General features: G+C 54.3%; 24 protein-coding genes. 12 read left to right on the top strand and 12 right to left on the bottom strand.

The window, feature by feature from the left end:
* Window positions 1-33 precede the first annotated feature (33 nt).
* Together cstA and V6E55_RS19190 are read left to right on the top strand one after the other, a co-directional pair.
* Window positions 34-2,139 (top strand): pyruvate/proton symporter CstA, encoded by a 2,106-nt coding sequence (gene cstA, locus V6E55_RS19195; protein ID WP_129996481.1) that lies wholly within the window; start codon window positions 34-36, stop codon window positions 2,137-2,139.
* 60 nt (window positions 2,140-2,199) lie between these two features.
* A complete protein-coding gene (locus V6E55_RS19190) occupies window positions 2,200-2,397 on the top strand; it encodes a YbdD/YjiX family protein (RefSeq protein ID WP_006177086.1) in 198 nt (65 codons plus the stop codon).
* Here the strand turns inward: V6E55_RS19190 and V6E55_RS19185 are convergent.
* The 4 genes from V6E55_RS19185 to V6E55_RS19170 form a co-directional block, all read right to left on the bottom strand.
* Window positions 2,394-2,798: a helix-turn-helix domain-containing protein gene (locus V6E55_RS19185; RefSeq protein WP_114978064.1), complete on the bottom strand. Its 405-nt coding sequence runs from the start codon at window positions 2,796-2,798 to the stop codon at window positions 2,394-2,396. The genes V6E55_RS19190 and V6E55_RS19185 overlap by 4 nt on opposite strands.
* Window positions 2,773-3,075: a type II toxin-antitoxin system RelE family toxin gene (locus tag V6E55_RS19180; RefSeq protein ID WP_114978065.1), complete on the bottom strand. Its 303-nt coding sequence runs from the start codon at window positions 3,073-3,075 to the stop codon at window positions 2,773-2,775. Before V6E55_RS19180 ends, V6E55_RS19185 begins: the two co-directional genes overlap by 26 nt.
* Window positions 3,076-3,258: 183 nt before the next feature.
* Entirely contained in the window at window positions 3,259-4,002 is a 744-nt protein-coding gene (locus V6E55_RS19175; RefSeq protein ID WP_236920039.1) for an SDR family NAD(P)-dependent oxidoreductase, read from the bottom strand.
* 57 nt (window positions 4,003-4,059) lie between these two features.
* On the bottom strand, window positions 4,060-5,148 hold the full coding sequence (locus V6E55_RS19170; protein WP_316943645.1) for an oxidoreductase: 1,089 nt from the start codon (window positions 5,146-5,148) through the stop codon (window positions 4,060-4,062).
* A 160-nt stretch (window positions 5,149-5,308) separates the two neighbouring features.
* On the opposite strand from V6E55_RS19170, the gene V6E55_RS19165 reads away from it, so the two are divergent.
* The 4 genes from V6E55_RS19165 to V6E55_RS19150 are packed head-to-tail and all read left to right on the top strand — an operon-like array spanning window position 5,309 to window position 10,136.
* Window positions 5,309-6,811, top strand: a complete 1,503-nt coding sequence (locus V6E55_RS19165) for a sugar ABC transporter ATP-binding protein (protein ID WP_236920037.1) — start codon at window positions 5,309-5,311, stop codon at window positions 6,809-6,811.
* The gene (locus V6E55_RS19160) at window positions 6,808-7,803 is read left to right on the top strand and encodes an ABC transporter permease (RefSeq protein WP_236920036.1); all 996 of its coding nucleotides are present in this window, start codon (window positions 6,808-6,810) and stop codon (window positions 7,801-7,803) included. The genes V6E55_RS19165 and V6E55_RS19160 overlap by 4 nt, the downstream gene beginning before the upstream one ends.
* 30 nt (window positions 7,804-7,833) lie before the next feature.
* Complete coding sequence (locus V6E55_RS19155) at window positions 7,834-8,898, top strand: sugar ABC transporter substrate-binding protein (RefSeq protein ID WP_236920035.1); 1,065 nt, start codon at window positions 7,834-7,836, stop codon at window positions 8,896-8,898.
* Entirely contained in the window at window positions 8,895-10,136 is a 1,242-nt protein-coding gene (locus tag V6E55_RS19150; RefSeq protein WP_236920034.1) for an LVIVD repeat-containing protein, read from the top strand. The genes V6E55_RS19155 and V6E55_RS19150 overlap by 4 nt, the downstream gene beginning before the upstream one ends.
* A 35-nt stretch (window positions 10,137-10,171) precedes the next feature.
* Here the strand turns inward: V6E55_RS19150 and mtnK are convergent, their stop codons facing one another.
* A complete protein-coding gene (gene mtnK, locus V6E55_RS19145) occupies window positions 10,172-11,371 on the bottom strand; it encodes an S-methyl-5-thioribose kinase (RefSeq protein WP_316943643.1) in 1,200 nt (399 codons plus the stop codon).
* Between the two features lie 103 nt (window positions 11,372-11,474).
* On the opposite strand from mtnK, the gene mtnA reads away from it, so the two are divergent.
* Both mtnA and V6E55_RS19135 read left to right on the top strand, forming a co-directional pair.
* A complete protein-coding gene (mtnA, locus tag V6E55_RS19140) occupies window positions 11,475-12,491 on the top strand; it encodes an S-methyl-5-thioribose-1-phosphate isomerase (RefSeq protein ID WP_129996473.1) in 1,017 nt (338 codons plus the stop codon).
* Window positions 12,492-12,533: 42 nt separating this feature from the next.
* Window positions 12,534-13,004 carry an SRPBCC family protein gene (locus tag V6E55_RS19135; protein ID WP_236920032.1) on the top strand — a complete coding sequence of 157 codons (471 nt, stop codon included), beginning with the start codon at window positions 12,534-12,536 and terminating at the stop codon, window positions 13,002-13,004.
* A gap of 59 nt (window positions 13,005-13,063) precedes the next feature.
* Here the strand turns inward: V6E55_RS19135 and V6E55_RS19130 are convergent, their stop codons facing one another.
* On the bottom strand, window positions 13,064-13,336 hold the full coding sequence (locus V6E55_RS19130; protein WP_114978075.1) for a helix-turn-helix domain-containing protein: 273 nt from the start codon (window positions 13,334-13,336) through the stop codon (window positions 13,064-13,066).
* A 106-nt stretch (window positions 13,337-13,442) separates the two neighbouring features.
* Here V6E55_RS19130 and V6E55_RS19125 point away from each other — a divergent pair, with 106 nt between their 5' ends.
* Window positions 13,443-13,667: a helix-turn-helix transcriptional regulator gene (locus V6E55_RS19125; RefSeq protein WP_129997125.1), complete on the top strand. Its 225-nt coding sequence runs from the start codon at window positions 13,443-13,445 to the stop codon at window positions 13,665-13,667.
* A gap of 134 nt (window positions 13,668-13,801) precedes the next feature.
* Here V6E55_RS19125 and V6E55_RS19120 read toward each other — a convergent pair whose 3' ends face one another.
* Genes V6E55_RS19120 through V6E55_RS19110 form a run of 3 tightly spaced genes read right to left on the bottom strand, consistent with a single transcriptional unit; the run spans window position 13,802 to window position 15,641 of the window.
* Window positions 13,802-14,344, bottom strand: a complete 543-nt coding sequence (locus V6E55_RS19120) for a 1,2-dihydroxy-3-keto-5-methylthiopentene dioxygenase (RefSeq protein WP_236920030.1) — start codon at window positions 14,342-14,344, stop codon at window positions 13,802-13,804.
* Complete coding sequence (mtnC, locus tag V6E55_RS19115; protein WP_316943640.1) at window positions 14,341-15,030, bottom strand: acireductone synthase; 690 nt, start codon at window positions 15,028-15,030, stop codon at window positions 14,341-14,343. Before mtnC ends, V6E55_RS19120 begins: the two co-directional genes overlap by 4 nt.
* Complete coding sequence (locus tag V6E55_RS19110) at window positions 15,027-15,641, bottom strand: methylthioribulose 1-phosphate dehydratase (protein ID WP_114978079.1); 615 nt, start codon at window positions 15,639-15,641, stop codon at window positions 15,027-15,029. The genes mtnC and V6E55_RS19110 overlap by 4 nt, the downstream gene beginning before the upstream one ends.
* A 123-nt stretch (window positions 15,642-15,764) precedes the next feature.
* On the opposite strand from V6E55_RS19110, the gene V6E55_RS19105 reads away from it, so the two are divergent.
* Window positions 15,765-16,925, top strand: a complete 1,161-nt coding sequence (locus V6E55_RS19105) for a pyridoxal phosphate-dependent aminotransferase (protein WP_236920022.1) — start codon at window positions 15,765-15,767, stop codon at window positions 16,923-16,925.
* On the opposite strand, the gene V6E55_RS19100 is transcribed toward V6E55_RS19105, so the two are convergent.
* From V6E55_RS19100 to citR, 3 genes are all read right to left on the bottom strand, one after another.
* Window positions 16,926-17,552: an IbrB-like domain-containing protein gene (locus V6E55_RS19100; protein ID WP_236920021.1), complete on the bottom strand. Its 627-nt coding sequence runs from the start codon at window positions 17,550-17,552 to the stop codon at window positions 16,926-16,928.
* Entirely contained in the window at window positions 17,537-18,760 is a 1,224-nt protein-coding gene (locus V6E55_RS19095; RefSeq protein ID WP_316943638.1) for a phosphoadenosine phosphosulfate reductase, read from the bottom strand. The genes V6E55_RS19100 and V6E55_RS19095 overlap by 16 nt, the downstream gene beginning before the upstream one ends.
* Before the next feature lie 177 nt (window positions 18,761-18,937).
* A complete protein-coding gene (citR, locus tag V6E55_RS19090) occupies window positions 18,938-19,837 on the bottom strand; it encodes a DNA-binding transcriptional repressor CitR (RefSeq protein WP_316943637.1) in 900 nt (299 codons plus the stop codon).
* Between the two features lie 623 nt (window positions 19,838-20,460).
* On the opposite strand from citR, the gene ahpC reads away from it, so the two are divergent.
* Together ahpC and ahpF are read left to right on the top strand one after the other, a co-directional pair.
* Window positions 20,461-21,024: an alkyl hydroperoxide reductase subunit C gene (gene ahpC, locus V6E55_RS19085; protein ID WP_008501015.1), complete on the top strand. Its 564-nt coding sequence runs from the start codon at window positions 20,461-20,463 to the stop codon at window positions 21,022-21,024.
* 120 nt (window positions 21,025-21,144) lie between these two features.
* The gene (ahpF, locus tag V6E55_RS19080) at window positions 21,145-22,710 is read left to right on the top strand and encodes an alkyl hydroperoxide reductase subunit F (protein WP_316943635.1); all 1,566 of its coding nucleotides are present in this window, start codon (window positions 21,145-21,147) and stop codon (window positions 22,708-22,710) included.
* Window positions 22,711-22,834 lie beyond the last annotated feature (124 nt).

Below are 22,834 nucleotides of genomic sequence, written 5' to 3'. Positions count from 1 at the left end.
CATCTCACTGTTTCACAACAACGGACAACAACTATGAACAACTCAGGGAAATACCTTATATGGGCAGGGCTCTCCGTTGTGGGAGCTTTTGCCCTGGGCTATATCGCCCTCAATCGGGGGGAACAGATCAATGCGCTCTGGATAGTCGTCGCCTCCGTCTGCATTTATCTGATCGCGTATCGTTTTTATGGCCGCTATATCGCTAAGAATGTCTTAGGCGTTGACGCTACGCGCATGACACCTGCCGTCCGCCATAACGACGGGCTGGACTACGTGCCGACCGACAAAAAAGTGCTGTTCGGACACCATTTTGCGGCGATTGCCGGAGCGGGCCCGCTGGTGGGGCCAGTGCTGGCGGCGCAGATGGGCTATCTGCCGGGGATGATCTGGATCCTCGCTGGCGTGGTGCTGGCAGGTGCGGTGCAGGACTTTATGGTGCTGTTCGTTTCCACCCGCCGTGACGGACGATCCCTCGGCGAGCTGGTTAAAGAAGAGATGGGGGCCACGGCCGGGGTAATCGCGCTGGTAGCGACCTTTATGATCATGGTGATCATTCTGGCGGTACTGGCGATGATCGTGGTGAAAGCGTTAACCCACAGCCCGTGGGGGACGTATACCGTCGCCTTCACCATTCCACTGGCCATTTTCATGGGGATCTACATTCGTTACCTGCGTCCGGGACGTATTGGTGAAGTGTCGGTGATTGGCCTGGTGTTGCTGGTGTTCGCCATTATTTCCGGCGGCTGGGTGGCAGAAAGCCCAACCTGGGGGCCATTCTTCGACTTTACTGGCGTACAACTGACCTGGATGCTGGTGGGATACGGCTTTGTGGCGGCAGTGCTGCCAGTGTGGTTGCTGCTGGCCCCACGTGATTACCTCTCTACATTCCTGAAAATTGGCACCATCGTTGGGCTGGCTATCGGCATTCTGATTATGCGTCCGACGCTGACTATGCCTGCACTGACTAAGTTCATCGACGGTACCGGTCCGGTCTGGACCGGTAACCTGTTCCCGTTCCTGTTTATTACCATCGCCTGTGGTGCGGTATCTGGCTTCCATGCGCTGATCGCATCGGGCACCACGCCGAAAATGCTTGCCAATGAAAATCAGGCCTGCCTGATTGGCTACGGTGGCATGCTGATGGAATCCTTTGTCGCCATTATGGCACTGGTCTCCGCCTGTATTATCGATCCGGGCGTGTACTTCGCGATGAACAGCCCAATGGCGGTACTGGCTCCAGCCGGAACTGTTGACGTGGTCGCCTCTGCGGCTCAGGTGGTGAGCGGATGGGGCTTTGCCATTACACCGGATACTCTCACCAGTATTGCTAATGAAGTCGGCGAACAGTCGATTATTTCGCGTGCGGGTGGTGCACCAACGCTGGCAGTCGGTATGGCCTACATTCTGCACGGCGCACTGGGCGGGTTGATGGATGTGTCGTTCTGGTATCATTTCGCCATTCTGTTTGAAGCGCTGTTTATTCTTACCGCGGTAGATGCCGGTACCCGTGCAGCACGCTTTATGTTGCAGGACCTGCTGGGCGTTATCTCCCCGAACCTGAAACGGACTGATTCGTTGCCCGCCAACCTGCTGGCGACGGCGCTGTGTGTGCTGGCGTGGGGCTATTTCCTGCATCAGGGCGTGGTGGATCCTCTGGGCGGGATTAACACCCTGTGGCCGCTGTTCGGTATTGCTAACCAGATGCTGGCTGGTATGGCGCTGATGCTTTGTGCGGTGGTGTTGTTCAAGATGAAGCGTCAGCGTTACGCGTGGGTGGCGCTGGTGCCAACCGCGTGGCTGCTGATTTGTACCCTGACGGCGGGCTGGCAGAAAGCCTTCAGCCCGGATAACAAAGTGGGCTTCCTGGCCATTGCCAACAAGTTCCAGGCGATGATTGACAGCGGTAAGATCCCGGCGCAGTACACCGAGTCTCAGTTGTCGCAACTGGTGTTTAACAACCGTCTGGATGCCGGGTTGACCATCTTCTTTATGGTGGTGGTCGTGGTGCTGGCGTTGTATTCTCTCAAAACTGCGCTGGCGGCGCTTAAAGAAGACAAGCCGACGGCAAAAGAGACACCGTATGAACCGATGCCTGAAAACCTGGACGCAATTGTAACCCAGGCGAAAGGGGCGCATTAACCTGTGTGCCGGGTGGCGGCTTCGCCTTACCCGGCCCGCATTTCCTGTGAGACCAGAATTATGTTCGACACCCTCTCCAAAGCAGGCAAATATTTAGGCCAGGCCGCCAAAATGATGATTGGCGTGCCGGACTACGACAACTACGTCGAGCATATGCGCGTCACCCATCCCGACCAGACGCCGATGACCTACGAAGAATTCTTCCGCGACCGCCAGGATGCCCGCTACGGCGGCAAGGGCGGGGCGAAGTGCTGTTAACCCTCTTTCGGTAAATAGAGGCTGATTTGCTCCTGCTTGCAGCCATAAATTGCCGCGAGCTTTTCGCGGGTGCGTTTTTGCGGACGGGAGTCCAGCGCTTCCAGCTGTGACACAGCAGACTGGCTGATACCGAGTTTCTCTGCCACTTCCTGCTGGGATAACCCGCGCAGGATGCGCCACGCGGCCTGCAGGCTGACGTTCTCGTTATGCATGACGTCGCACACTTCCCCCGGTAAACCTACGTTATCGTAAACATCTGATTCATAGGGGATGTCTTCCCAGTCGTTTTCATCCTCGTCGTCATACTCAAGCGTAGCTAAGCGCATGCGAAAATATTCACTATAAGGAATGACAACATACTGTTTCTTCCCTTCTTCATCCTTTATGAACTGAACAGTCATATTCCGTATGCTCCTCATGAAGGTAGGTGGTGGTTGTCCGGCGTTTTACCGCTACTACGTAGCAGATATCACCTGGCGGATCCCCGAAGGTGTAAATGACCCTGTAATCACCGAATCGCAACCTGTAGTGGTTTTCGGGAGAAGATAATTTTTTTATATCCGCGACAGGTGATGTTTTATCATCCATCTTCTCCAGCCTGAATTTAATGCGGTTCTGATATCGCGTATCGATTTTAGAAAATTGCTTCTCAGCACTCTTTGACCAGACAATTTTCATCCGTACCTCCACTGTACGTCCACACAAAACATAAGGAAATAATAAGACTATTAGATAAATTCCGAATTTCTTATGGGGTACTGTAGAGCGGAGAAATAACGGGAGAAAGCGGCAAAACGCGAATCGTCGAAGCTGCTCGAAAAGGCCTCTGCCGGACGACAGAGGCTTGCATCATGTGTGCGATCAGGCGTTCAAACCGCCGTCAACATCCAGCCCTGTGCCGGAGATCTGTCCGGCTGCCGGGCTCGCCAGGAAGGTTACGGCGGCGGCAATGTCCTCCGGTTGACCGTAATGACCAATGGCAATCATCTGGCGCTGGGCTTCAGCCTGTTCACCGTCCTCGGGGTTCATATCGCTGTTTGTCGGACCAGGATGGACAAGATTAACGGTAATCCCCCGTGGCCCCAGATCGCGGGCCAGTCCTCGGGTGAAAGAGTTGAGGGCGGATTTGGTCATGGCGTAAACGGAGATACCGGGCATCGCCACGCGGTTAGCGAGACAACTGCCGATATTGATAATGCGCCCGCCGTCAGACATATGCACCAGCGCTTCCTGAGTCGTGAGCACCACGCCACGAATGTTGACGTTAATCATCGCGTCAATATCCGCAATCGTCAGGGCTTCCAGCGGGCCACCGCGTGCAATCCCGGCGTTGTTCACCAGGATATCGAGGCCTCCGAGGGTACGCGCCGCGTGAGTCACGGCTTCCTGAATGGCCTCGGCGCTGGCGCTGTCTGCCTGAACCGCCTCACAGTGCCGCCCAAGATTTCGTATCTCACTGGCGACGGCATGGGCTTTATCATAGGATTTTTCATATGTAATAACCACATCGGCACCGGCGCGTGCCAGTGACAGTGCAATCGCACGACCTAATCCACGGCTGGCGCCGGTAACCAGCGCCCTCTTACCTGTTAAATCGATCTGCATGATGACCTCGTTGCGAAAGTGGTGAGAATCATCATTAGGTATAGACGGTTCGGGAGATTAACGGCTGAAGGATTCCACCTTCTCAAACGCAGTGCGCAGAATGTCAGGGGTTAACGTAACCGGCAAATAGTGGATCGACTCCACCGGGCGCAGGGTATGGGCAATGACCTTGTCCAGCTCTTCACGGTTGTGGATATCCACTTCCAGCTCACGCAGTGTGGTCGGCAGATTAAAGCGCTGATACGCCGCCACCAGTTGCGCCAGCACATCGTCCTGGCCGAGCAGGGCACTTTGCACCAGAATGCCGTACGCCACTTTGGTGCCATGGAGATATTTTTCGGTTTGCGGTAACACGGTTAACCCGTTATGTACGGCATGCGCAGCCGCTACACGGGTATAGCGCTCGCCCAGACCGCCGACCATCCCGCCACCGGCGATAATCGCGTCCACCACGTCCCTGAACGCCTGCGTCTGTTCGCCGCGCTGCTGGTCAGCCAGCGCCTCTTCACTGCGTTCCAGCAGTACGTCACGAATAGCCAGTGCGCCGTTGATCCCAAGACGCACGGTCAGCGGCAGGTTTTCAGGCTGCGGTGCCAGTACGACCGCTTCATACCATTTCGCCAGCGTATCGCCGATACCCGCCAGCAGGTATTCCGCCGGAGCATTCAGGATGATTTTCGGCTCCACCAACACCAGGAAATTGGCGTCGTCGAAAATCTCAAACTGCAGTGCCTGGCCTGCATCGTTATACCAGACGGAAAGCGGCGTCCATGCGGCACAGGTGGCGGCGATGGTTGGAATGGCAACAACCGGCACACCCAGACGACGCGCCACAGCTTTGGCGGTATCGAGCAGTGCTCCACCACCAACGCCAATCACTACGCTTCGATCATCACCGGACTCATTCACCAGATGAGTGACATCCCGCTCGCTACAGTGGCCCTTAAATAGCAGGTGTTTAGCTCCCTGTGTATTGAAGCTCTCTGGCAGGAAAGGGCGTGCCCCTTCTATCGCACGTTCGCCATAAATCCATACCGCGCGGGAAAGCTGTTCTGGGGTAAAGAAATCATTCAGATGCGCAAGACTTCCGGGGTGTGAGAAGTAGTTCGCCGGGCCGGGCACGACGCGGATATCGGTGTTGCTCATGATATTGTCCTTTTTAGGGAAGCGCTAACCCGATGTTATGTCTGGACATCTGGATGGCTAATAATATTTTGCTTTATCTTATGCCTTTTCCGTCGTTGTCAGTCAACCGGAGCTGTGAAAAATTCGATAAATCACAATATGAAAGAAGGATTTAACGCGGATGGTTTCCAGTCGCCTTGAGATGCGCGGTATCAGCCTGGCCTTTTCTGGCTTTCAGGCGCTGTCGCGCGTGGATTTCACGCTGATCGGCGGAACCGTACACGCGTTAACCGGTGCAAATGGTGCAGGAAAATCGACGCTGATGGCGGTGTTGTGTGGGACGCACGATCATTATGAAGGCGAGATCTGCATAAACAACCAGCCGGTGACAATCCGCGAGCCGCTCGATGCCAAACGGCTGGGCATTCACCTGGTGCAGCAGGAAGTGGACGTGGCGCTGATCCCGGGATTAAGTATTGCCGAGAACATCATGCTCGACCAGCTTGCGCAGCCGGGACACCGCTACAACTGGCGGGCTATCCGCCAGCAGGCAAAACAGGCGCTGGCGCAGCTGGACGTCTCCTTCGATGTTCGCCGCACGATCGACAGTTGCACGCTGGCCGAGAAGCAGCAGATTTTGCTGGCGCGGGCGCTGTCCCACCACTGTCGTTTTCTCATCCTGGATGAACCCACCGCCCCGCTGGATACGCACGAAAGTGAGCGCCTTTTTACCGTAGTGAGACGTTTGCAGCAGCAGGGCATTGGCGTGGTGTTTATCTCCCATCGAATTCATGAACTGAAAGCTATCTGCGACACCTTAACGGTGCTGCGGGATGGCAAGCTGATTGAGTCTGGCCCGATGGCGGAGCTCAGCGGCGACGCGATCGTCGAGAAAATGCTTGGCCACGAGCTGAGCGATATCTACCCGCCTGCGCGGCCTCCACACAGTGAAGAAACCTTGCTGCGTGTTGAAGGATTGCACGATGAAGCGCTGCTGAAAGATATCTCCCTGCACCTGCACAAAGGCGAAATTCTCGGCATTGCGGGGCTGGCGGGCGCAGGCAAGACCGAACTCTGCAAGGCACTGTTTGGCGCCAGCAAAAGCCGCGTGGCGCGCGGTGAGCTGAATCATGAAGCCTGGCAGCCGCGTGACCCGGCAGATTCGGTACTGCGCGGTCTGGCGCTGGTGCCGGAAGAACGACGCAAAGAAGGCATCTTTATTGATGAGCCGATAAGCATGAATCTGTCGGTGACGGCGGATAACTCTTTTTCGCGCTGGAGCCTGTTTGGCCATCGCCAGGCGTGGCGCTGGGCGGAAGAGGTGATTGCCCGCGTAGGCGTACGAGCGCGCGGGCCGGGGCAGATGTTGCGCCGCTTGTCTGGCGGGAACCAGCAGAAGATCGCCATCGGCAAGTGGCTGCGCAATGACGCCAGCGTGCTGATATTCGACGAGCCGACCAAAGGTGTGGATGTGAAAGCCAAAACCGACCTGTTCCAGCTCATTGACGGTCTGGCGCGCGAGGGCAAAGGGGTCATTTATGCCTCCGGTGAATTTGCCGAGCTGGTGGGATTGTGTGACCGCATCTGCGTGCTGTGGGACGGCCGTATCGTGGCGGAAATCGCCGGGGCCGAGGCCCGCGAAGAGACACTACTTTATTATTCAACCGGAGGAACGGCGTCGTGAGCAAGGCCCTTTCAGTGAACGCGGCGGTGTCTGGCCGTCAGCAGATTTTCGATTTTCTCTACAAGTGGGGCATGTTGCTGACCGTTGTCGCGCTGGTGGCCGTCTTTGGCCTGGCGTCGGACAGCTTCCTTGATCCGAACAACATCATCAACATTCTGCGCTCGATTGCCATCGTGACGGTGATTGCCATTGGCGTGTCGATTTCGCTGACCGTCGGCGGGTTTGATCTCTCCGTTGGGTCAACGGCGTCGCTGGCGAACGCACTGGTGATTTCGCTTTTCGTCTGGCACGGCTTCGGCACCACCGAGTCGATTCTGATCACCCTTGCGCTCTGTACGCTGGTGGGGCTGTTCAACGCCTTTCTGATCGTCATCCTGCGAATTCCGGACATGCTTGCTACGCTTGCCAGCCTGTTTGTGATTCAGGGGGTCGCGATGACCTACAGCTATGGCGGGTCGATCACTGAGAACATGGTGCTGCCGAGCGGCGACATGGCGGAAGGAACCATTCCGGCGACGTTCAGCCTGCTGGGGCAGGTACCAACCATCGTGATCATTATGCTGGTGGTGACCATTGTGGCTCAGCTTGGCCTTTCACTGACCACCCACGGTCGCCGCATGTATGCCATCGGGGGTAACCCGGAAGCGGCGCGTCTCTCTGGTATTCGCACCACGCGTTACAAGGTGGCGGCTTATGTGATTGCTTCGCTGCTGGCCGGACTCGGCGGCATTTTGCTGGCGTCACGCATTGGCTCGTCGCAGGTGAATGCGGGCGGCGGCTATCTGATGGATGCGGTGGCGGCCGCGTGGATTGGATTCTCGCTGGCAGGCTCCGGCAAACCGAACGCGCTCGGGACGCTGGTTGGGGCGGTGATCCTCGGCGTGCTGTCGAACGGCCTGGTGATGCTGTCGGTACCGTATTACGCCATGGACATAATAAAAGGGCTGGTGCTCGCCGTGGCGCTGGCGATTACCTACATACAAAAACGCTAACGATTTATAACAACACAACGGGATAACAGAATGAAAAAAATCACACTCTCTTTGGTGGCATTAGGGTTATTGACTGCACTGCCTGGCTATGCGGCGACGCCAGCGCCAGTTCCGGCTGCCATTGCGAACCACGAAGGCCCGATCCGCATTGCGGTGATCCGCAACCTCGGCTCCGATGACAACACCACGCAGTTTGTCGCCGGTGCCATTCAGGAAGGGAAAAAGCTCGGCTTTAAGGTCAGCACCTTTTTAAGTAACGGTGATGACGCCAAATTCCAGGACTTTGTGAACCAGGCGATTAGCCAGAAGTATGACGGGATCATTCTCTCTCAGGGCCGTGACCCGTATTCGACGGCGCTGGTGAAGAAAGCGGTGGATGCCGGGATTAAGGTTTCGGTATTTGATACCGCCGTTAACGGCGAGATCCCTGGCGTGACCGTCACCCAGCAGGATGATGCCTCCCTGACGAATCTCTCCTTCGGCCAGCTGGCGAAAGATTTCAACGGCAAGGCCAACATCGTCAAGCTGTGGGTTGCCGGCTTCCCGCCAATGGAACGCCGTCAAGCCGCGTATAAAGAGTTGCAAAAGCAGTACCCGGATATCAAAGAGCTGGAATCCATTGGCGCAGTGTCTTCTGACGTGCAGGGCGATACGGCCAACAAAGTGGGTGCGATTCTGGCGAAATACCCGAAAGGCAAAATCGACGCCATCTGGGGAACCTGGGATGCGTTCAGCCAGGGCGCATATAAGGCCCTGAAAGAGAATGGCCGCACCGAAATCAAACTCTACAGCATCGACATTTCTAACCAGGATCTCCAGCTGATGCGTGAGCCGGGAAGCCCGTGGAAAGTGAGCGTGGCAGTCGATCCGAAGCTGATTGGCGCCACTAACGTGCGTCTGGTAGCGAACAAGATTGCCGGGGAAGCGACACCAGCAACCTATGACTTCAAAGCTGCGGCGATCCCGCAGGCGCTGCTGACCGCCCAGCCGGGCGCGGTGAATGTGGCGTCTCTGGGGAAAATTATTCCGGGCTGGGGTCAGACCGAAGATTTTATCGCGCCGTGGTTTGCGACGCTGGAAGCGAAACATAAATGAGTGTGCTGCCCACGCCTGAATACAGCCGCAATATGCGGCTGATTGGCCATAGCGACCAGGGCGGTCGCCCGGACGGCGTGCAACTGATGGTGCATCGCGGTTTTGCCTATATTGGCCATATGGTGTCGCAAGGGTTTTCGATTGTGGACGTGCGTGACCCGAAAAATCCAAAAGCCGCAGGCTACGTGCCTGCGCCGCCGGGCACCTGGAACGTTCATTTGCAGGCACATGACGACCTGCTGCTGGTGATTAACGCCCGCGATCTGTTTGCCGATGCCCGTTTCGCCGACGAAAAGGTCTACTACACCCGTCAGGTGGGGGAGACCGTCAGCGATGTACGGGATAAAGGCTGGAGCGCCGGGCTGCGGGTATTTGATATCTCCACGCCGGACACGCCGCGCGAAATCGGGTTTCTGTCACTGAACGGTATCGGCATTCACCGCATCTGGTACGTCGGCGGGCGCTGGGCTTACGTCTCGGCGCTGATCGACGGTTTTACCGATTATATCTTCCTGACCATCGATCTGGCCGATCCACGCAAACCCGAGGTAGCGGGGCGCTGGTGGCTGCCGGGGATGAACCAGGCCGAAGGCGAGCAGCCGGAGTGGCCGAAAGGAAAACGCTACGCGCTGCACCACGCGATTATCGCCGGAGATACAGCGTATGGCAGCTGGCGTGATGGTGGGCTGACATTGCTGGATGTGAAAGACCGCACCCGGCCGAAGCTGATTAGCCACCGTAACTGGAGCCCGCCGTTTGGTGGCGGCACCCACACCGCGCTGCCGTTGCCGGACCGCGATCTGCTGGTGGTGCTCGACGAAGCGGTGTTGGATAACCAGGAAGATGGTGAGAAGCTGATCTGGTTGTTTGATATTCGCGAGCCAGCGAACCCTGTGAGTATTTCGACTTTCCCGCAACCGGATGAGATTGATTACGTGGCGAAAGGGGCGCACTTCGGCCCGCATAACCTGCATGAAAACCGGCCGGGGAGCTTTGTCAGTTCAACGCTGATTTTTGCCACGTACCAGAATGCGGGCGTGCGTGCGTATGACATTTCCAATCCGTATCGCCCGGTGGAAACGGGCGCGCTGGTGCCCGCGGCACCGGAGAGGATGATGGATACGCGGCCGAATCGCCCGCAGGTGATCCAGTCCTGCGATGTGTTCGTGGATGCGCAGGGAATTATCTACAGCACGGATTATAACGGCGGGTTGTCGGTGATTGAGTATCTGGGGTAGGTTTTGACCCTCTCCCTGTGGGGAGAGGGAGAAACTTAGCTGTACTGACGCACTCTTGCCACCAGTTCTTCCACGCTGTCGATGCGGTCGGCAAGCACAATCAACGCTCTGCCGAGCGTAATGGCGTGGCGCAGGCATTCGTGGCGCATGGCGTCGTCCTGAATGGTGTCGATATCCGCCACGTGGGAAAGCCCGACGCTACGGCGAATCAACTCGGTGCCGCAGAACCCGATGGTGTCATGCCAGACCTTTTTGAGGAACGCGGAGGCGTAACCCGGTGCGCTGAGCGCGGTGTCGCGGGTTTTCTCGTGTGCCAGCGTCTGGAAGCGTTCAGCGAAGGTCGTCCACAGCTCCTGAATATCTGTCAGACGCTGCTCGCGGGCGGCAGCGGCATCGCGAATACCCAGATGCCCCGGCAGGCCACAGAAGTTCAGCAGCAGGTTGCCGATAGCGGTACCGATATCAAAGCCAATCGGGCCGTAATAGCCAAATTCCGCATCGATAGCTTTCAGGCTTCCGTCCGCCACGAAGATAGAGCCGCTGTGAATATCGCCGTGCAGCAGCGCTTCAGCATGAGAGAAGAAACGGTGCTTGAGCGAAGCCACCGCGATTTTTAACTGAGCGTCGTCACGCAGAGCAGCAACGTCGTTTTCCAGCTCGGCAGGGTAGTTGTTGCGCTCGTGGATCTGGTACGGATCGTTGAAGAACAGAGCTTCAGTGATTTCGCACATCTCCGGGTTAATGAACTTCGCCACCTGCGCTTTTTTATCATGCGGGTGCAGATAAAAGTCGCTGGTGTGGAACAGGGTGTGCGCGAGATATTCCCCCAGTTGGCGCGCAGCCTGCGGGTAGTAGCGGTTATTAATCAGCTCACCGCGCCAGATGTTATGGCTGGAGAGATCTTCCATCACCATTACCGCCAGTGCCGGGTCAAAGTGGTGAATTTTAACGGTGTGCTGAGGGCTGTGCTGATAGTGCTCGACCAGGGTTTGCGCTTCAAGACGGGCGCGATCCAGCGTCAGTGGCCAGGATTCGCCAACACAGCGCACGTACGGCAGCGCTTGCTTGACGATAATGCGGCTAACACCTGCGGTATCAAAGATTTTGAACACCAGATTGAGGTTACCGTCGCCCACTTCCTGTGCCTCTACCAGCGATGAGGGGTTATCAAGACCACCAAACTGCTTTGCATACTCCACAGCATCGTGGGCGGTAAAGGTACGGTATTGCGACATTGCTGCTCCTCACGGGTTTGCTAATAAAGACATGTAGACGTCTATACTTCTGGATTTCATCCTGACACAATGTGCTACATCAACGCAACAGAGAATTAACGACATGCAGACATTACAGACGACCAGCCTGCGGGTGGCGGAAAATCAGCTATTTATTCTCGATCAGCAGGCGCTTCCACAGGAGAAACGCTGGCTGGACGCCTCTACGGTAGCGTCGCTGGTGGGGCATATTCACGCCCTGCGGGTGCGCGGCGCACCACTGATCGGTCTTTCTGCAAGTCTGCTGCTGGCGCTGCTGGCGGAAAATGGTAAAAGCCGCGACGAACTGGCCGTGGCGCTGGAGACACTGCGCGCCTCCCGCCCGACGGCAGTCAACCTGATGAACAACCTCGACCGCATGAAGCTGGCGCTATGGCAGGAAGATTTTGTTCCGGCGCTGGTGGCGGAAGCACTGCGTCTGATCGACGAAGATAAACAGCTTTGCGACGCCATTGCGAAAGCCGGTAGCGCGTTGGTTAAACCCGGCAGCCGCCTGCTGACCCACTGCAACACCGGTGGGCTGGCAACGGCGGGCGTCGGTACGGCGCTTGGGGTGATTGCCCGCGCCCATCAGGAAGGCAATATAAGCAACGTCTGGGTGGATGAAACGCGTCCTCTGTTGCAAGGCGGAAGGTTGACCGCATGGGAGTTGGGTGAGCTGGGAGTACCGTATCAGCTGATTACCGATTCCATGGCCGCGAGTCTGATGGCAAAAGGCCAGGTCGATGCCGTTTGGGTAGGTGCAGACCGCATTGCCGCCAACGGCGATGTGGCGAACAAAATCGGCACATATTCCCTGGCGGTGCTGGCGAAATTCCACGGCATTCCGTTCTATGTGGCCGCTCCGCAAACCACGCTCGACCCGGATTGCCCAAACGGCGAAGCTATCCCAATAGAACAACGCGCCGCCAGCGAAGTGACGGGCGTGGCGGGAAGTTTTGGCGCGGTGCAGTGGGCACCGGAAAACGCACGGGTTTATAACCCGGCGTTTGACGTTACACCTGCATCGCTTATTAGTGGATGGGTGCTGGATACCGGCGTAGTGACGCCAGAGGATGTGGCAAAGGGGAAATTCGCCTGAGCCTGGCTATCCTTTAAGGGTTTCCCCTTAGAGGACAGAATCGTGAAGCTTGATCCTAACACTGACCTAAAACTGGAACGCGTGGTGGATGCACCACGCGACCTGCTGTGGCTCTGCTGGACCACACCGGAACATATCAAAAATTTCTTTATCCCTGTCCCTCATAAAGTGACCGAATGCGACCTCGACCTGCGCGTGGGCGGACGGTTCAACACGGTCTTTGAGGTGGATGGACAACGGATGGATAACAAGGGCGTCTTTCTGGAGATCGACCCGGGCAGGAAACTGGTCTTCACCGATGGCTACACCGAGGACTGGAAACCGGCTGAAAAACCCTTTATGACCGCAATCCTGCTGCTGGAAGATGCGGGAGAGGGCAAAACCCGTTACACCGCGATTGCCCGCCATCCCACGGCGGAAATCCGTGAACAGCATGAACAGATGGGGTTCCACGAAGGGTGGGGGATTGTGCTGGATCAGCTGCTGGCGTATGTGAAGGGGCTGAAGGTGTAGCGCTCTTAGACCCCCTCTCCCTTGAGGGAGAGGGTTGGGGTGAGGGGGAAACGCGTTGATCATGTCAAAGATACGTTTCTTTTCCTTGTCGTTCTCATCTGACGAAATATTGGCTCTCCCTTTTCATCGAAGTACCTTTCCGGCCATATCACATCCGGGGGAATGTTGAGCGCCTGAGCGATAATCCATTCTCCTTTAGGCCATGGTCGGGTAAGCGCGTTTGCCAGTGTGGATGAGGAAAGACCAGCCTTGCGAGATAGCGCTGCCAGGCTTGTTCCATGTTTCTTAAGTGCGGCGATGATATCGGCAGGATGCCAGTTCTGATGGTGCATTATGTCCTCCTTACGTATGTTCGTTACGCGTACAATTATCCTGTTTTGGGATAAAAACACAACAAGAGGATATTCGATTTCAGGATATTTGTATGGAATCGGAACAATGGCCTCAGTTTACTCAGATGAATATCAGCGTGTTATCAATGCCTTGAAGAAAGCCCGTAAAGAGAAAGGAATTACTCAGGCGCAGCTTGCGGAAGCGTTGGGCAAGCCGCAGTCATTCATTGCTAAAGTGGAAAACGGTGAACGCAGATTAGATGTGGTGGAGTTTGTGCATCTGGCGAGGTTGGTGGGGGCGGATGTGCAGAGGATTATTGGGAGTCTTTAATGAATGTTCAGGCAAAGAAAGGTGCCATACGGCTTGTTGCCCTCACCCCAGCCCTCTCCCAACGGGAGAGGGGGTCGTCCGTGCTGGTGTTATTTTGTGGGGATCCCTCAGCCCACTGGGAGAGGGAGAAATGATTACGCGAGTTTCGGATACGCATCCGCGATCGAATCCCCGGTAAACTGCGCAATCCAGCCTTCCGGGTTATCGAAAATACGGATCGCCGTAAAGTTCGGCTCTGAACCCATATCAAACCAGTGCGGTGTACCTGCTGGCACGGAAATCAGGTCGTTTTTTTCGCACAGCACCTGATACACCTCATCGCCAATGTGCAGGCAGAACAACCCGGCACCTTCTACAAAGAAACGCACTTCATCTTCGCCGTGGGTGTGTTCATTCAGGAACTTCGCGCGCAGTGCCTCTTTTTGTGGATTATCGGCACGCAGGCTGATCACATCCCAGCTCTGATAGCCTTTTTCCGCCACCAGTTTGTCGATGGCATGCTGATACGCCTCGATCACGGTCTCGGGCGCAGGATCCTGGCCTAAATCGCGATCCGCTGCCCAGCGTTCAAACCGCACACCTTTAGCGTTGAGCTGTTGGGCGATCTCGGTTGCGTTGGTGCTGTGCCACTGGTGTTGGCTGGCGTCTTTATCGGAATAAATGGTTAATGCGCTCATGAAGGGACCTGCTCCGGGTTAATCTCATCGAACTGGTGAACCTGATGGTGATGGCTTGCGCCGTCATCATCACCACGAATCAGTTGCAGGGTGCGAAAACCTGCCTGTTCAGCGGCGTCCAGCTCCTGATGAATATCCGACAGGAACAGGATCTGCGACGGGGCAATGCCCGTTTGCGCCGCAATGTTCTGATAAGACTGCACGTCGCGCTTGGCACCGATGTGGGTATCAAAATAGCCGCTGAACAGATGAGTAATATCACCTTCGTCGCTGTAGCCAAATAACAGTTTCTGCGCAGCAACGGAGCCAGAGGAATAAACATAGAGATCAATGCCTTGTGCTTTCCATTTTTCCAGCGCAGGCAGTACGTCCGGGTAGAGGTGACCGGTAAAATCACCGTTCACATAGCCGTCGTGCCAGATGATGCCTTGCAGGGCCTTCAGCGCGGTTGATTTGCGGTCTTCATCCATAAAAGCAAACAGGGCGTCGATAAGCTCGCTGGTGCTGGCGCGCGGGTTTCTGATTTCATCACGCAGATTGTCCAGAATGGAGTTGACCGGCTCGGCGTACTGCTGGGCAGTCACGAAGGCCGCCAGTCGTTCACGCGCGTAGGGGAACAAAACATCATGGACAAAATGGATATCGCTGGTGGTGCCTTCAATATCCGTCACAATTGCGCGAATCATACTCTCTCCAGTTGTCGTAAACGCATTTCGCATTCAAAAAGGAATTCTAGTCCTTCCAGATGACGGCGGGCTTCGGCCACGTCACGTCCCCAGCAGGTTAAGCCATGGCCGCGCAGAAGAAAACCATAATTAAGCGGGTGTTCCTGAGCGTAATGGGCGATTCGCGAGGCGAGGGCGTCAATATCCTGGACGTTATCAAACACCGGGATAGCGACCGTATCCAGATGTGAGGTCTGCCCGGTAAGGGATTTTTGCATCTCGAAGCCACTGATTTTCAGTTCGGCTTCTTTGACCAGACGGGATAACACCGTGGCGTTGACGGTGTGGACATGCAGGACCGCGTTGGCCTCCGGAAACAGGCGGTAAATCAGCGTATGGAGGCCGGTTTCTGCTGACGGCTTACGGCCTGACGGTGCGCGATTGGTGGCGATCTCCACCTGCAAAAAATCGTCTGTGGTGAGGCTGCCTTTATCTTTGCCGGACTCACTGAGCCAGCAAAGCTGCGCATCCTGACGCACCGACATATTGCCGCCGGTTGCGGGCGCCCAGCCTTTGGCGCCAATCCAGCGGCAGGCATCGACCAGGTGTGTGAGTTGCAGGTTGTCTGTCATTTTCCTTTTGCCCTCCCGGACAGGAATATTGATATGGTTTAGACGTCTAAGCGTCTTGATTGCCAAAGACTAACATCGTGTTATAGTGGCAGCAACATAAGTATTACAAGCAGGCACACTACAATGAGCAACAACGCATTGATTCCGCAGAGTAAACTTCCCAATCTTGGCACCACCATCTTCACGCAGATGAGTGCCCTGGCGCAGCAACATAACGCCATTAATCTTTCGCAAGGGTTCCCGGATTTTGACGGCCCGGCTTATCTGCAGGAGCGTCTGGCGTACCATGTTGCACAGGGGGCGAATCAATATGCGCCGATGACGGGCGTGCAGGCGCTGCGGGAGGCTATTGCGGACAAAACGGCTGAGTTATATGGCTATAAACCCGATGCGGCCAGTGACATTACGGTAACGGCAGGGGCGACAGAAGCGCTGTATGCGGCCATTACCGCGCTGGTGCGTACGGGCGATGAGGTTATCTGCTTTGATCCGAGCTACGACAGCTATGCGCCTGCGGTTGAACTTTCCGGCGGCGTGGTGAAACGCGTGGCGCTTCAGCCACCGTATTTCCGCCCTGACTGGCAGACGTTCGCCGCGCTGCTGAGCGACAAAACCCGCCTGGTGATCCTGAATACACCGCATAACCCGTCTGCGACGGTGTGGCAGAAAGCTGATTTCGCGGCACTGTGGCAGGCCATTGGTGACCGTGAAATTTACGTGCTGAGCGATGAGGTTTACGAGCATATCTGTTTTGCAGAAGAAGGTCACGCCAGCGTACTGGCCCATCCGCAGCTTCGTGAGCGGGCGATCGCTGTCTCGTCGTTCGGTAAAACTTACCATATGACCGGCTGGAAAGTGGGCTACTGCGTGGCACCGGCAGCCATCAGTGCTGAATTGCGTAAAGTGCACCAGTACCTGACGTTTGCTGTGAACACGCCGGCTCAACTGGCACTGGCGGATATGCTGCGAGCAGAACCAGAGCATTATCGCGACCTGCCCGATTTCTATCGTGGACGTCGGGATCTGTTTGTGAATGCGCTGAGTAAAAGCCGTCTGGAAATTTTGCCGTCTGAAGGCACGTACTTCCTGCTGGCAGATTACAGTGCTATTTCGGATCTGGATGATGTGAGTTTCTGCCAGTGGTTGACAAAAGAAGTGGGTGTGGCCGCCATTCCTCTGTCGGTTTTCTGCGCCGATCCCTTCCCGCATAAACTTATCCGCCTTTGCTTTGCAAAGCAGGAATCGACGCTACTGGCGGCGGCAGAGCGCCTGAACACACTCTGATTATTTTACCGTCCAGGCTTCTGAGTAACGACGGTCTGCAAACAGTTCCAGTAGACCGTTGATTTGCTTGAGACGCAGGACCTCGTCGCTGTCCATACCAAGCTCTTTGCCAATTCTCTCATCATTCCAGCCAAGCTGTGCCAGTTCACGGACGATGTCTGACATGGCATTGATCTGGTGTCGACCACGCGCCCGGTTGTGACGAATGGTTGCGGCCATGCGGTCATTTTTACCCTGTCGGTCCTGGCGCAGGCAGGTGACGGGTAGATACCCCTTGAGTTGATGCTTTAGCGCTGCCCGATGGGTACCAATTTCATGGCGATGAAAACCATCTACGATTTCGTAGTGCTGTGGTTCACTTTCTGTTACCACGATGGGCTGGGTGAATCCATCAAGTTCCAGCGATTGACTGAGCAACCGCTTTTCAGGAGGGGCAACATTATTGGGGTTGTAATCGTTGGCGGTAATCGCGTCCTGCCTGATCCAGAGGACACAGTCTATAGGTTGCTCGCGAAAAGGGCTGTTTCGATGTATTGCTTCACGAAATGCATTTATGGCATTAATTCGCTCCTCTTCAGTAAGTGACTGCAGATACGCTTCCATCTCGGTGATTATTCTTTGTCGCATAAAATGCCCCACTCCTTGCGTTTAGTCTTCATTCTGTCGCTGTAGCGTTGATAATACCTGGGCTTATTAGGGCTGAATGACAGCGCCCTGCACCAGTAATCGTTATTGAGTAAAACTTTGCAGATACGGCGCCATGAAGGGATGTCTCTGGAGCCGATATCACCGTCCTGCGTATCGGGAATATCGGCCATGCCCCTCTTCTGATACCAGTGCAGGTAAATGGCGATTTTATTGCGGTAATGTTCTGCTGTATTTTGCGGCATGCTGTCGAGTAGCAGCATGGCATATTCGCGCCAGCAAAGGTGTTCGGGTTTGAGGATTTTCCTGTGACCATAAAAATGGTTATCGTGGCCGGCATAGATCCCCCCACTGCGCACGCCGCTCACCCGCTCACACATGGCCGCCCAGCGTTCAGGCTCAACAACATGGTAGAGCCACAACCCCTGGCGTTGCTCCGGGCCGAAGGGTTCACAGATGCGCATATAGCGAGGCGGCACCCCAGCCTGGAACATCAGGTCATAGAGTGGGTTATAACAACATCCCGATTTGGCGAACCAGGTCCAGATATCGGCGGTTTTCCAGTCGTAGAGAGGGTAGATATACCAGGCGTGTCCACCCGGCGCGACGGTCGTCCAGGGTTTATCATCTGCAAACCGCTGCTTACGTGCCGAAGCGATAGCCAGAAAACGGTTGTATGACTCATCGGCGCGAATACCAATCAGCACGGCTGCCGGGCGATAACCTGAATACCAGTCGGAGAAACTGCGAACAAAGGTTTCAAACGTCATTCCTGGCTGGTAGAAAGGAAAATAGTCGGGATCGGTTATCGCATCTTCTGGCGGCTGGCGAACCCAACGGGTACCGGGCTCCCAGCATTGCCATTCCGGCTGGAATTGTGACAGCGAATTTTGCGTTGTCAGGGGAAGTGCCACCCACCAGAAATGGTCAATAACATCGCTGTACAGTTCGCGGATATGTTCAACATGGGTGATGGTATGGGAAAATTGTGCTTCCCAGTCGATAAAGAGCACATCTATTTTGGTTTTCATCACACGTGCCTGCCGGGCAACAAGATGCAGCATGACGGTGGAGTCTTTACCCCCTGAAAAAGAGACGCAGGTCCTGGGTAAATGCTCGAGAGTCCATTTTATTCGCTCCTGAGCTGCAGTGAGAACATCCTGGTTAAGAGGAGATTTATAAATTGACATGGTTATTCTCATCCTGAGTAATAAATACCAGACGTTAGTGTCAAGACTGGGGGAAGGATTGTATCAGTCAAAAAAATAAATGAATGTAAAAAAATAAAAGCGTTTATTTATATAACGACGGTGTATGTTTTTGAACGCTTGTGGCTCCGAATTTTATGCCGGAGCCACGAAAAAATCTCATGGCAAGGGTATTTCCTCAATGAAACTCGCGAATGCCGAACTGTTTAACGCAGAACGATTATACATCATGTAAATATCAATGCCTGGGAATTGGATGTCGGTTTCGATTTTACGTAATTTCAGTGCGGAACCATATTGTTCAAAGGCCGCAACTGGCGCTATTCCAATGAGGTCGGATGAACTGATCATCGTCAGAAGCGAAATAAAAGAGTCACTACGAAAGACAATATTTCTTTCCATTAAAAAGCGGTCGACCTGTTCCTGATAGGCTTTAACGCTGCTCGCATCGCTCAGGTAGGCGGTGAAGTTTTCATTGAGAATCTCTTCGCACGTCGGATTTTCGCTGATGCGCGGATGATCCGCCCGACACACAAGAACGAAAGGAAGTTGAGAAAACCGATTGCAGGTGATGGAGCGGCTATTTAAGGGTGTAAACGAAAAAACCAGGTCCGCTTTTCGGTAGGCCAGGAGATCTTCTGCTGAATCAGGAGCAAGAAAAACATCATGTAATTCAACTTCATAATTATACTTATCCATGAGCAGTTTCATCGGGCCAAGCATGATTTGTGTGCTCAATACCTGCGGACAGTAGATCACAAAACTCTTCTTTAGCCCACTGCTGTGCATCATGTTAATGGTCTGCTCGAGCTGATTAAGATTTTGCTCCAGATGTTGATGCAGATTGACGCCAACGGTGGTCGGGGTGATCCCTTTACCGGAACGGATAAATAGCGGGTCGTTAAGTTGACCTCGTAAACGTTGCAGCGACTGGCTTACCGCGGACGGCGTGATATAGAGCGTCTCGGCCGCTTTACTGATACTCAGATGTTGATAAATGCACTCAAAAATAACTAACAGATTAAGGTCGAATTTTTTAAGGTCGTAGAGGTTTGCCATGTTTCGTCCTGAGGATGCTGTGTTTGCTATGGTTATCACATCACTGATAACTATAGTTTGAAGTTAACCATTTACAATTCTTGTGGCTAACGCTCTTAATTTTAATTTAAACTCATCTTAATATATCACGGTGTCAGATTATTGAAATAGCACTTCAAAAGTGATTAAGATAATTTTATCTTAGAAGTTAAGGTGGTTGTTTTAAATAACAGTTGTCATTTATGAATGACGATATTTTTATCATGGAAATAAATGTATAACGCGCCGGAATGATGTTAGGCGTAACCTATTGCAGCCATAGACAGGAATGTCGCTCTTATGGATTGCCCAATACCTGCACGGATGGTGTAATCAAGCCGCTGTTACTGCCTTGATATAAAGGGTTGTAGAGCGCAACGCAACGCCAGTTTCGGCTGGCACTGAATGTACCCGCGGGGAATTCAGGTATCAGGGCCGCCCGTTGAGGCGGCCTTTTTACTTTTGGCGTTTCCTTTAAAAGGTTCACCTTATTGTCTTGTTGGTGTTGTTAGGTATCGCTGATTGATTTGATAACGCAAACGCATTAGCCCCGATGAGCAAAGTTGGTTACCTTACTTCTCAACGAAAACACGGAGGAAGTACAGATGTCTTTGATTAATACCAAAATTAAACCTTTCAAAAACCAGGCGTTCAAAAACGGTGAATTCATTGAAGTCACTGAGAAAGATACCGAAGGTCGCTGGAGCGTGTTCTTCTTCTATCCGGCTGACTTTACTTTTGTTTGCCCGACCGAACTGGGTGACGTTGCAGACCATTACGACGAACTGCAGAAGCTGGGCGTAGACGTTTACTCTGTGTCTACTGACACTCACTTCACTCATAAAGCATGGCACAGCAGCTCTGAAACCATCGCGAAAATCAAATACGCGATGATCGGCGACCCGACTGGCGCCCTGACCCGTAACTTCGACAACATGCGTGAAGATGAAGGCCTGGCTGACCGTGCGACCTTCGTCGTTGACCCGCAGGGTATTATTCAGGCTATCGAAGTTACCGCTGAAGGTATCGGCCGTGATGCTTCTGACCTGCTGCGTAAAGTGAAAGCTGCTCAGTATGTAGCGTCTCACCCAGGCGAAGTGTGCCCGGCAAAATGGAAAGAAGGCGAAGCGACTCTGGCTCCATCCCTGGACCTGGTCGGTAAAATCTAAGTCTTGTCCACTCAATGGGCGCACCCGCGCCCATTTCATTCCAGCACCATGATGCAAGTTGCATTCAGGCCGCCTGTATAAGGCAGCTTGCATGATGACGTTTTAAGAGAGGGAAGAATAATGCTCGACACTAACATGAAAACCCAGCTCAAGGCGTACCTTGAGAAACTGACCAAACCTGTTGAGCTGATTGCCACGCTGGATGACAGCGCGAAATCGGCAGAGATCAAGGAACTGCTGACAGAGATCGCTGAACTGTCACCGAAAGTGACTTTCAAAGAAGATAATGCGCGTGCCGTTCGCAAGCCATCTTTCCTGATTACCAACCCAGGTTCAGACCAGGGGCCGCGCTTTGCCGGTTCTCCGCTGGGGCATGAATTTACGTCGCTGGTGCTGGCACTGCTGTGGACTGGCGGTCATCCGTCAAAAGAAGCGCAGGCGCTGCTGGAACAGATCCGTGATATCGACGGTGATTTTGAGTTTGAAACTTATTATTCACTCTCCTGCCACAATTGCCCGGATGTGGTGCAGGCGCTGAACCTGATGTCGGTTCTGAACCCGCGTATCAAACACACGGCGATTGACGGTGGTACGTTCCAGAACGAAATCACCGATCGCAACGTGATGGGGGTTCCGGCTGTATATATGAACGGTAAAGAATTTGGTCAGGGTCGCATGACGCTCACCGAAATCGTTGCCAAAGTGGACACTGGCGCTGAAAAACGTGCGGCAGAAGAGCTGAATAAACGCGAGGCTTACGACGTCCTGATTGTCGGCTCCGGCCCTGCGGGTGCGGCAGCGGCGGTTTACTCTGCCCGTAAAGGGATTCGTACCGGTCTGATGGGCGAGCGCTTTGGTGGTCAGGTTCTGGATACGGTGGACATCGAAAACTATATCTCGGTACCGAAAACCGAAGGTCAGAAACTGGCTGGCGCACTGAAGGCGCACGTCAGCGACTATGCCGTAGATGTGATTGACAGCCAGAGCGCCAGCAAACTGGTTCCGGCAGCTGTAGAAGGCGGTTTACACCAGATTGAAACGGCCTCCGGCGCGGTATTGAAGGCACGCAGCATCATCATTGCTACCGGTGCAAAATGGCGCAATATGAACGTCCCGGGAGAAGATCAGTATCGCACCAAAGGCGTGACCTATTGTCCTCACTGCGATGGCCCACTGTTCAAAGGTAAACGTGTGGCGGTGATCGGCGGAGGTAACTCTGGCGTGGAAGCGGCTATTGACCTGGCCGGTATTGTTGAACATGTGACTCTGCTTGAGTTCGCGCCAGAAATGAAAGCGGACCAGGTGCTGCAGGATAAAGTGCGCAGCCTGAAAAACGTCGACATCGTACTGAATGCACAGACCACGGAAGTGAAGGGTGACGGCAGTAAAGTCACCGGGCTGGAATACCGTGACCGTGTGAGTGGCGATGTGCATAACGTTCAGCTTTCCGGGATCTTCGTACAGATTGGTCTGCTGCCGAATACCACCTGGCTGGAAGGTGCGATTGAGCGCAACCGCATGGGCGAAATCATCATTGATGCGAAGTGTGAAACCAGCGTAAAAGGCGTGTTTGCGGCGGGTGACTGTACGACCGTACCGTACAAACAGATCATCATCGCCACTGGCGAAGGGGCGAAGGCGTCGCTGAGCTCGTTTGACTATCTGATCCGCACCAAAACCGCATAACAAAAGAAAGTAAGATTACACCTGCAATAGCAAGAGGCCACCCAAAATGAAGTGAACCCCGAAAGTTGGACATCCAATGATTAGGGGTTTTGCGTTTCAATGGGCAGAAAAAAATATTCATCTG

Source organism: Enterobacter sp. 342, assembly GCF_036663495.1.
Classification (GTDB): Bacteria; Pseudomonadota; Gammaproteobacteria; order Enterobacterales; family Enterobacteriaceae; genus Enterobacter.
The sequence above is the reverse complement of the archived record's forward strand: the minus strand, read 5'-3'. Positions and strand labels throughout refer to the sequence as shown.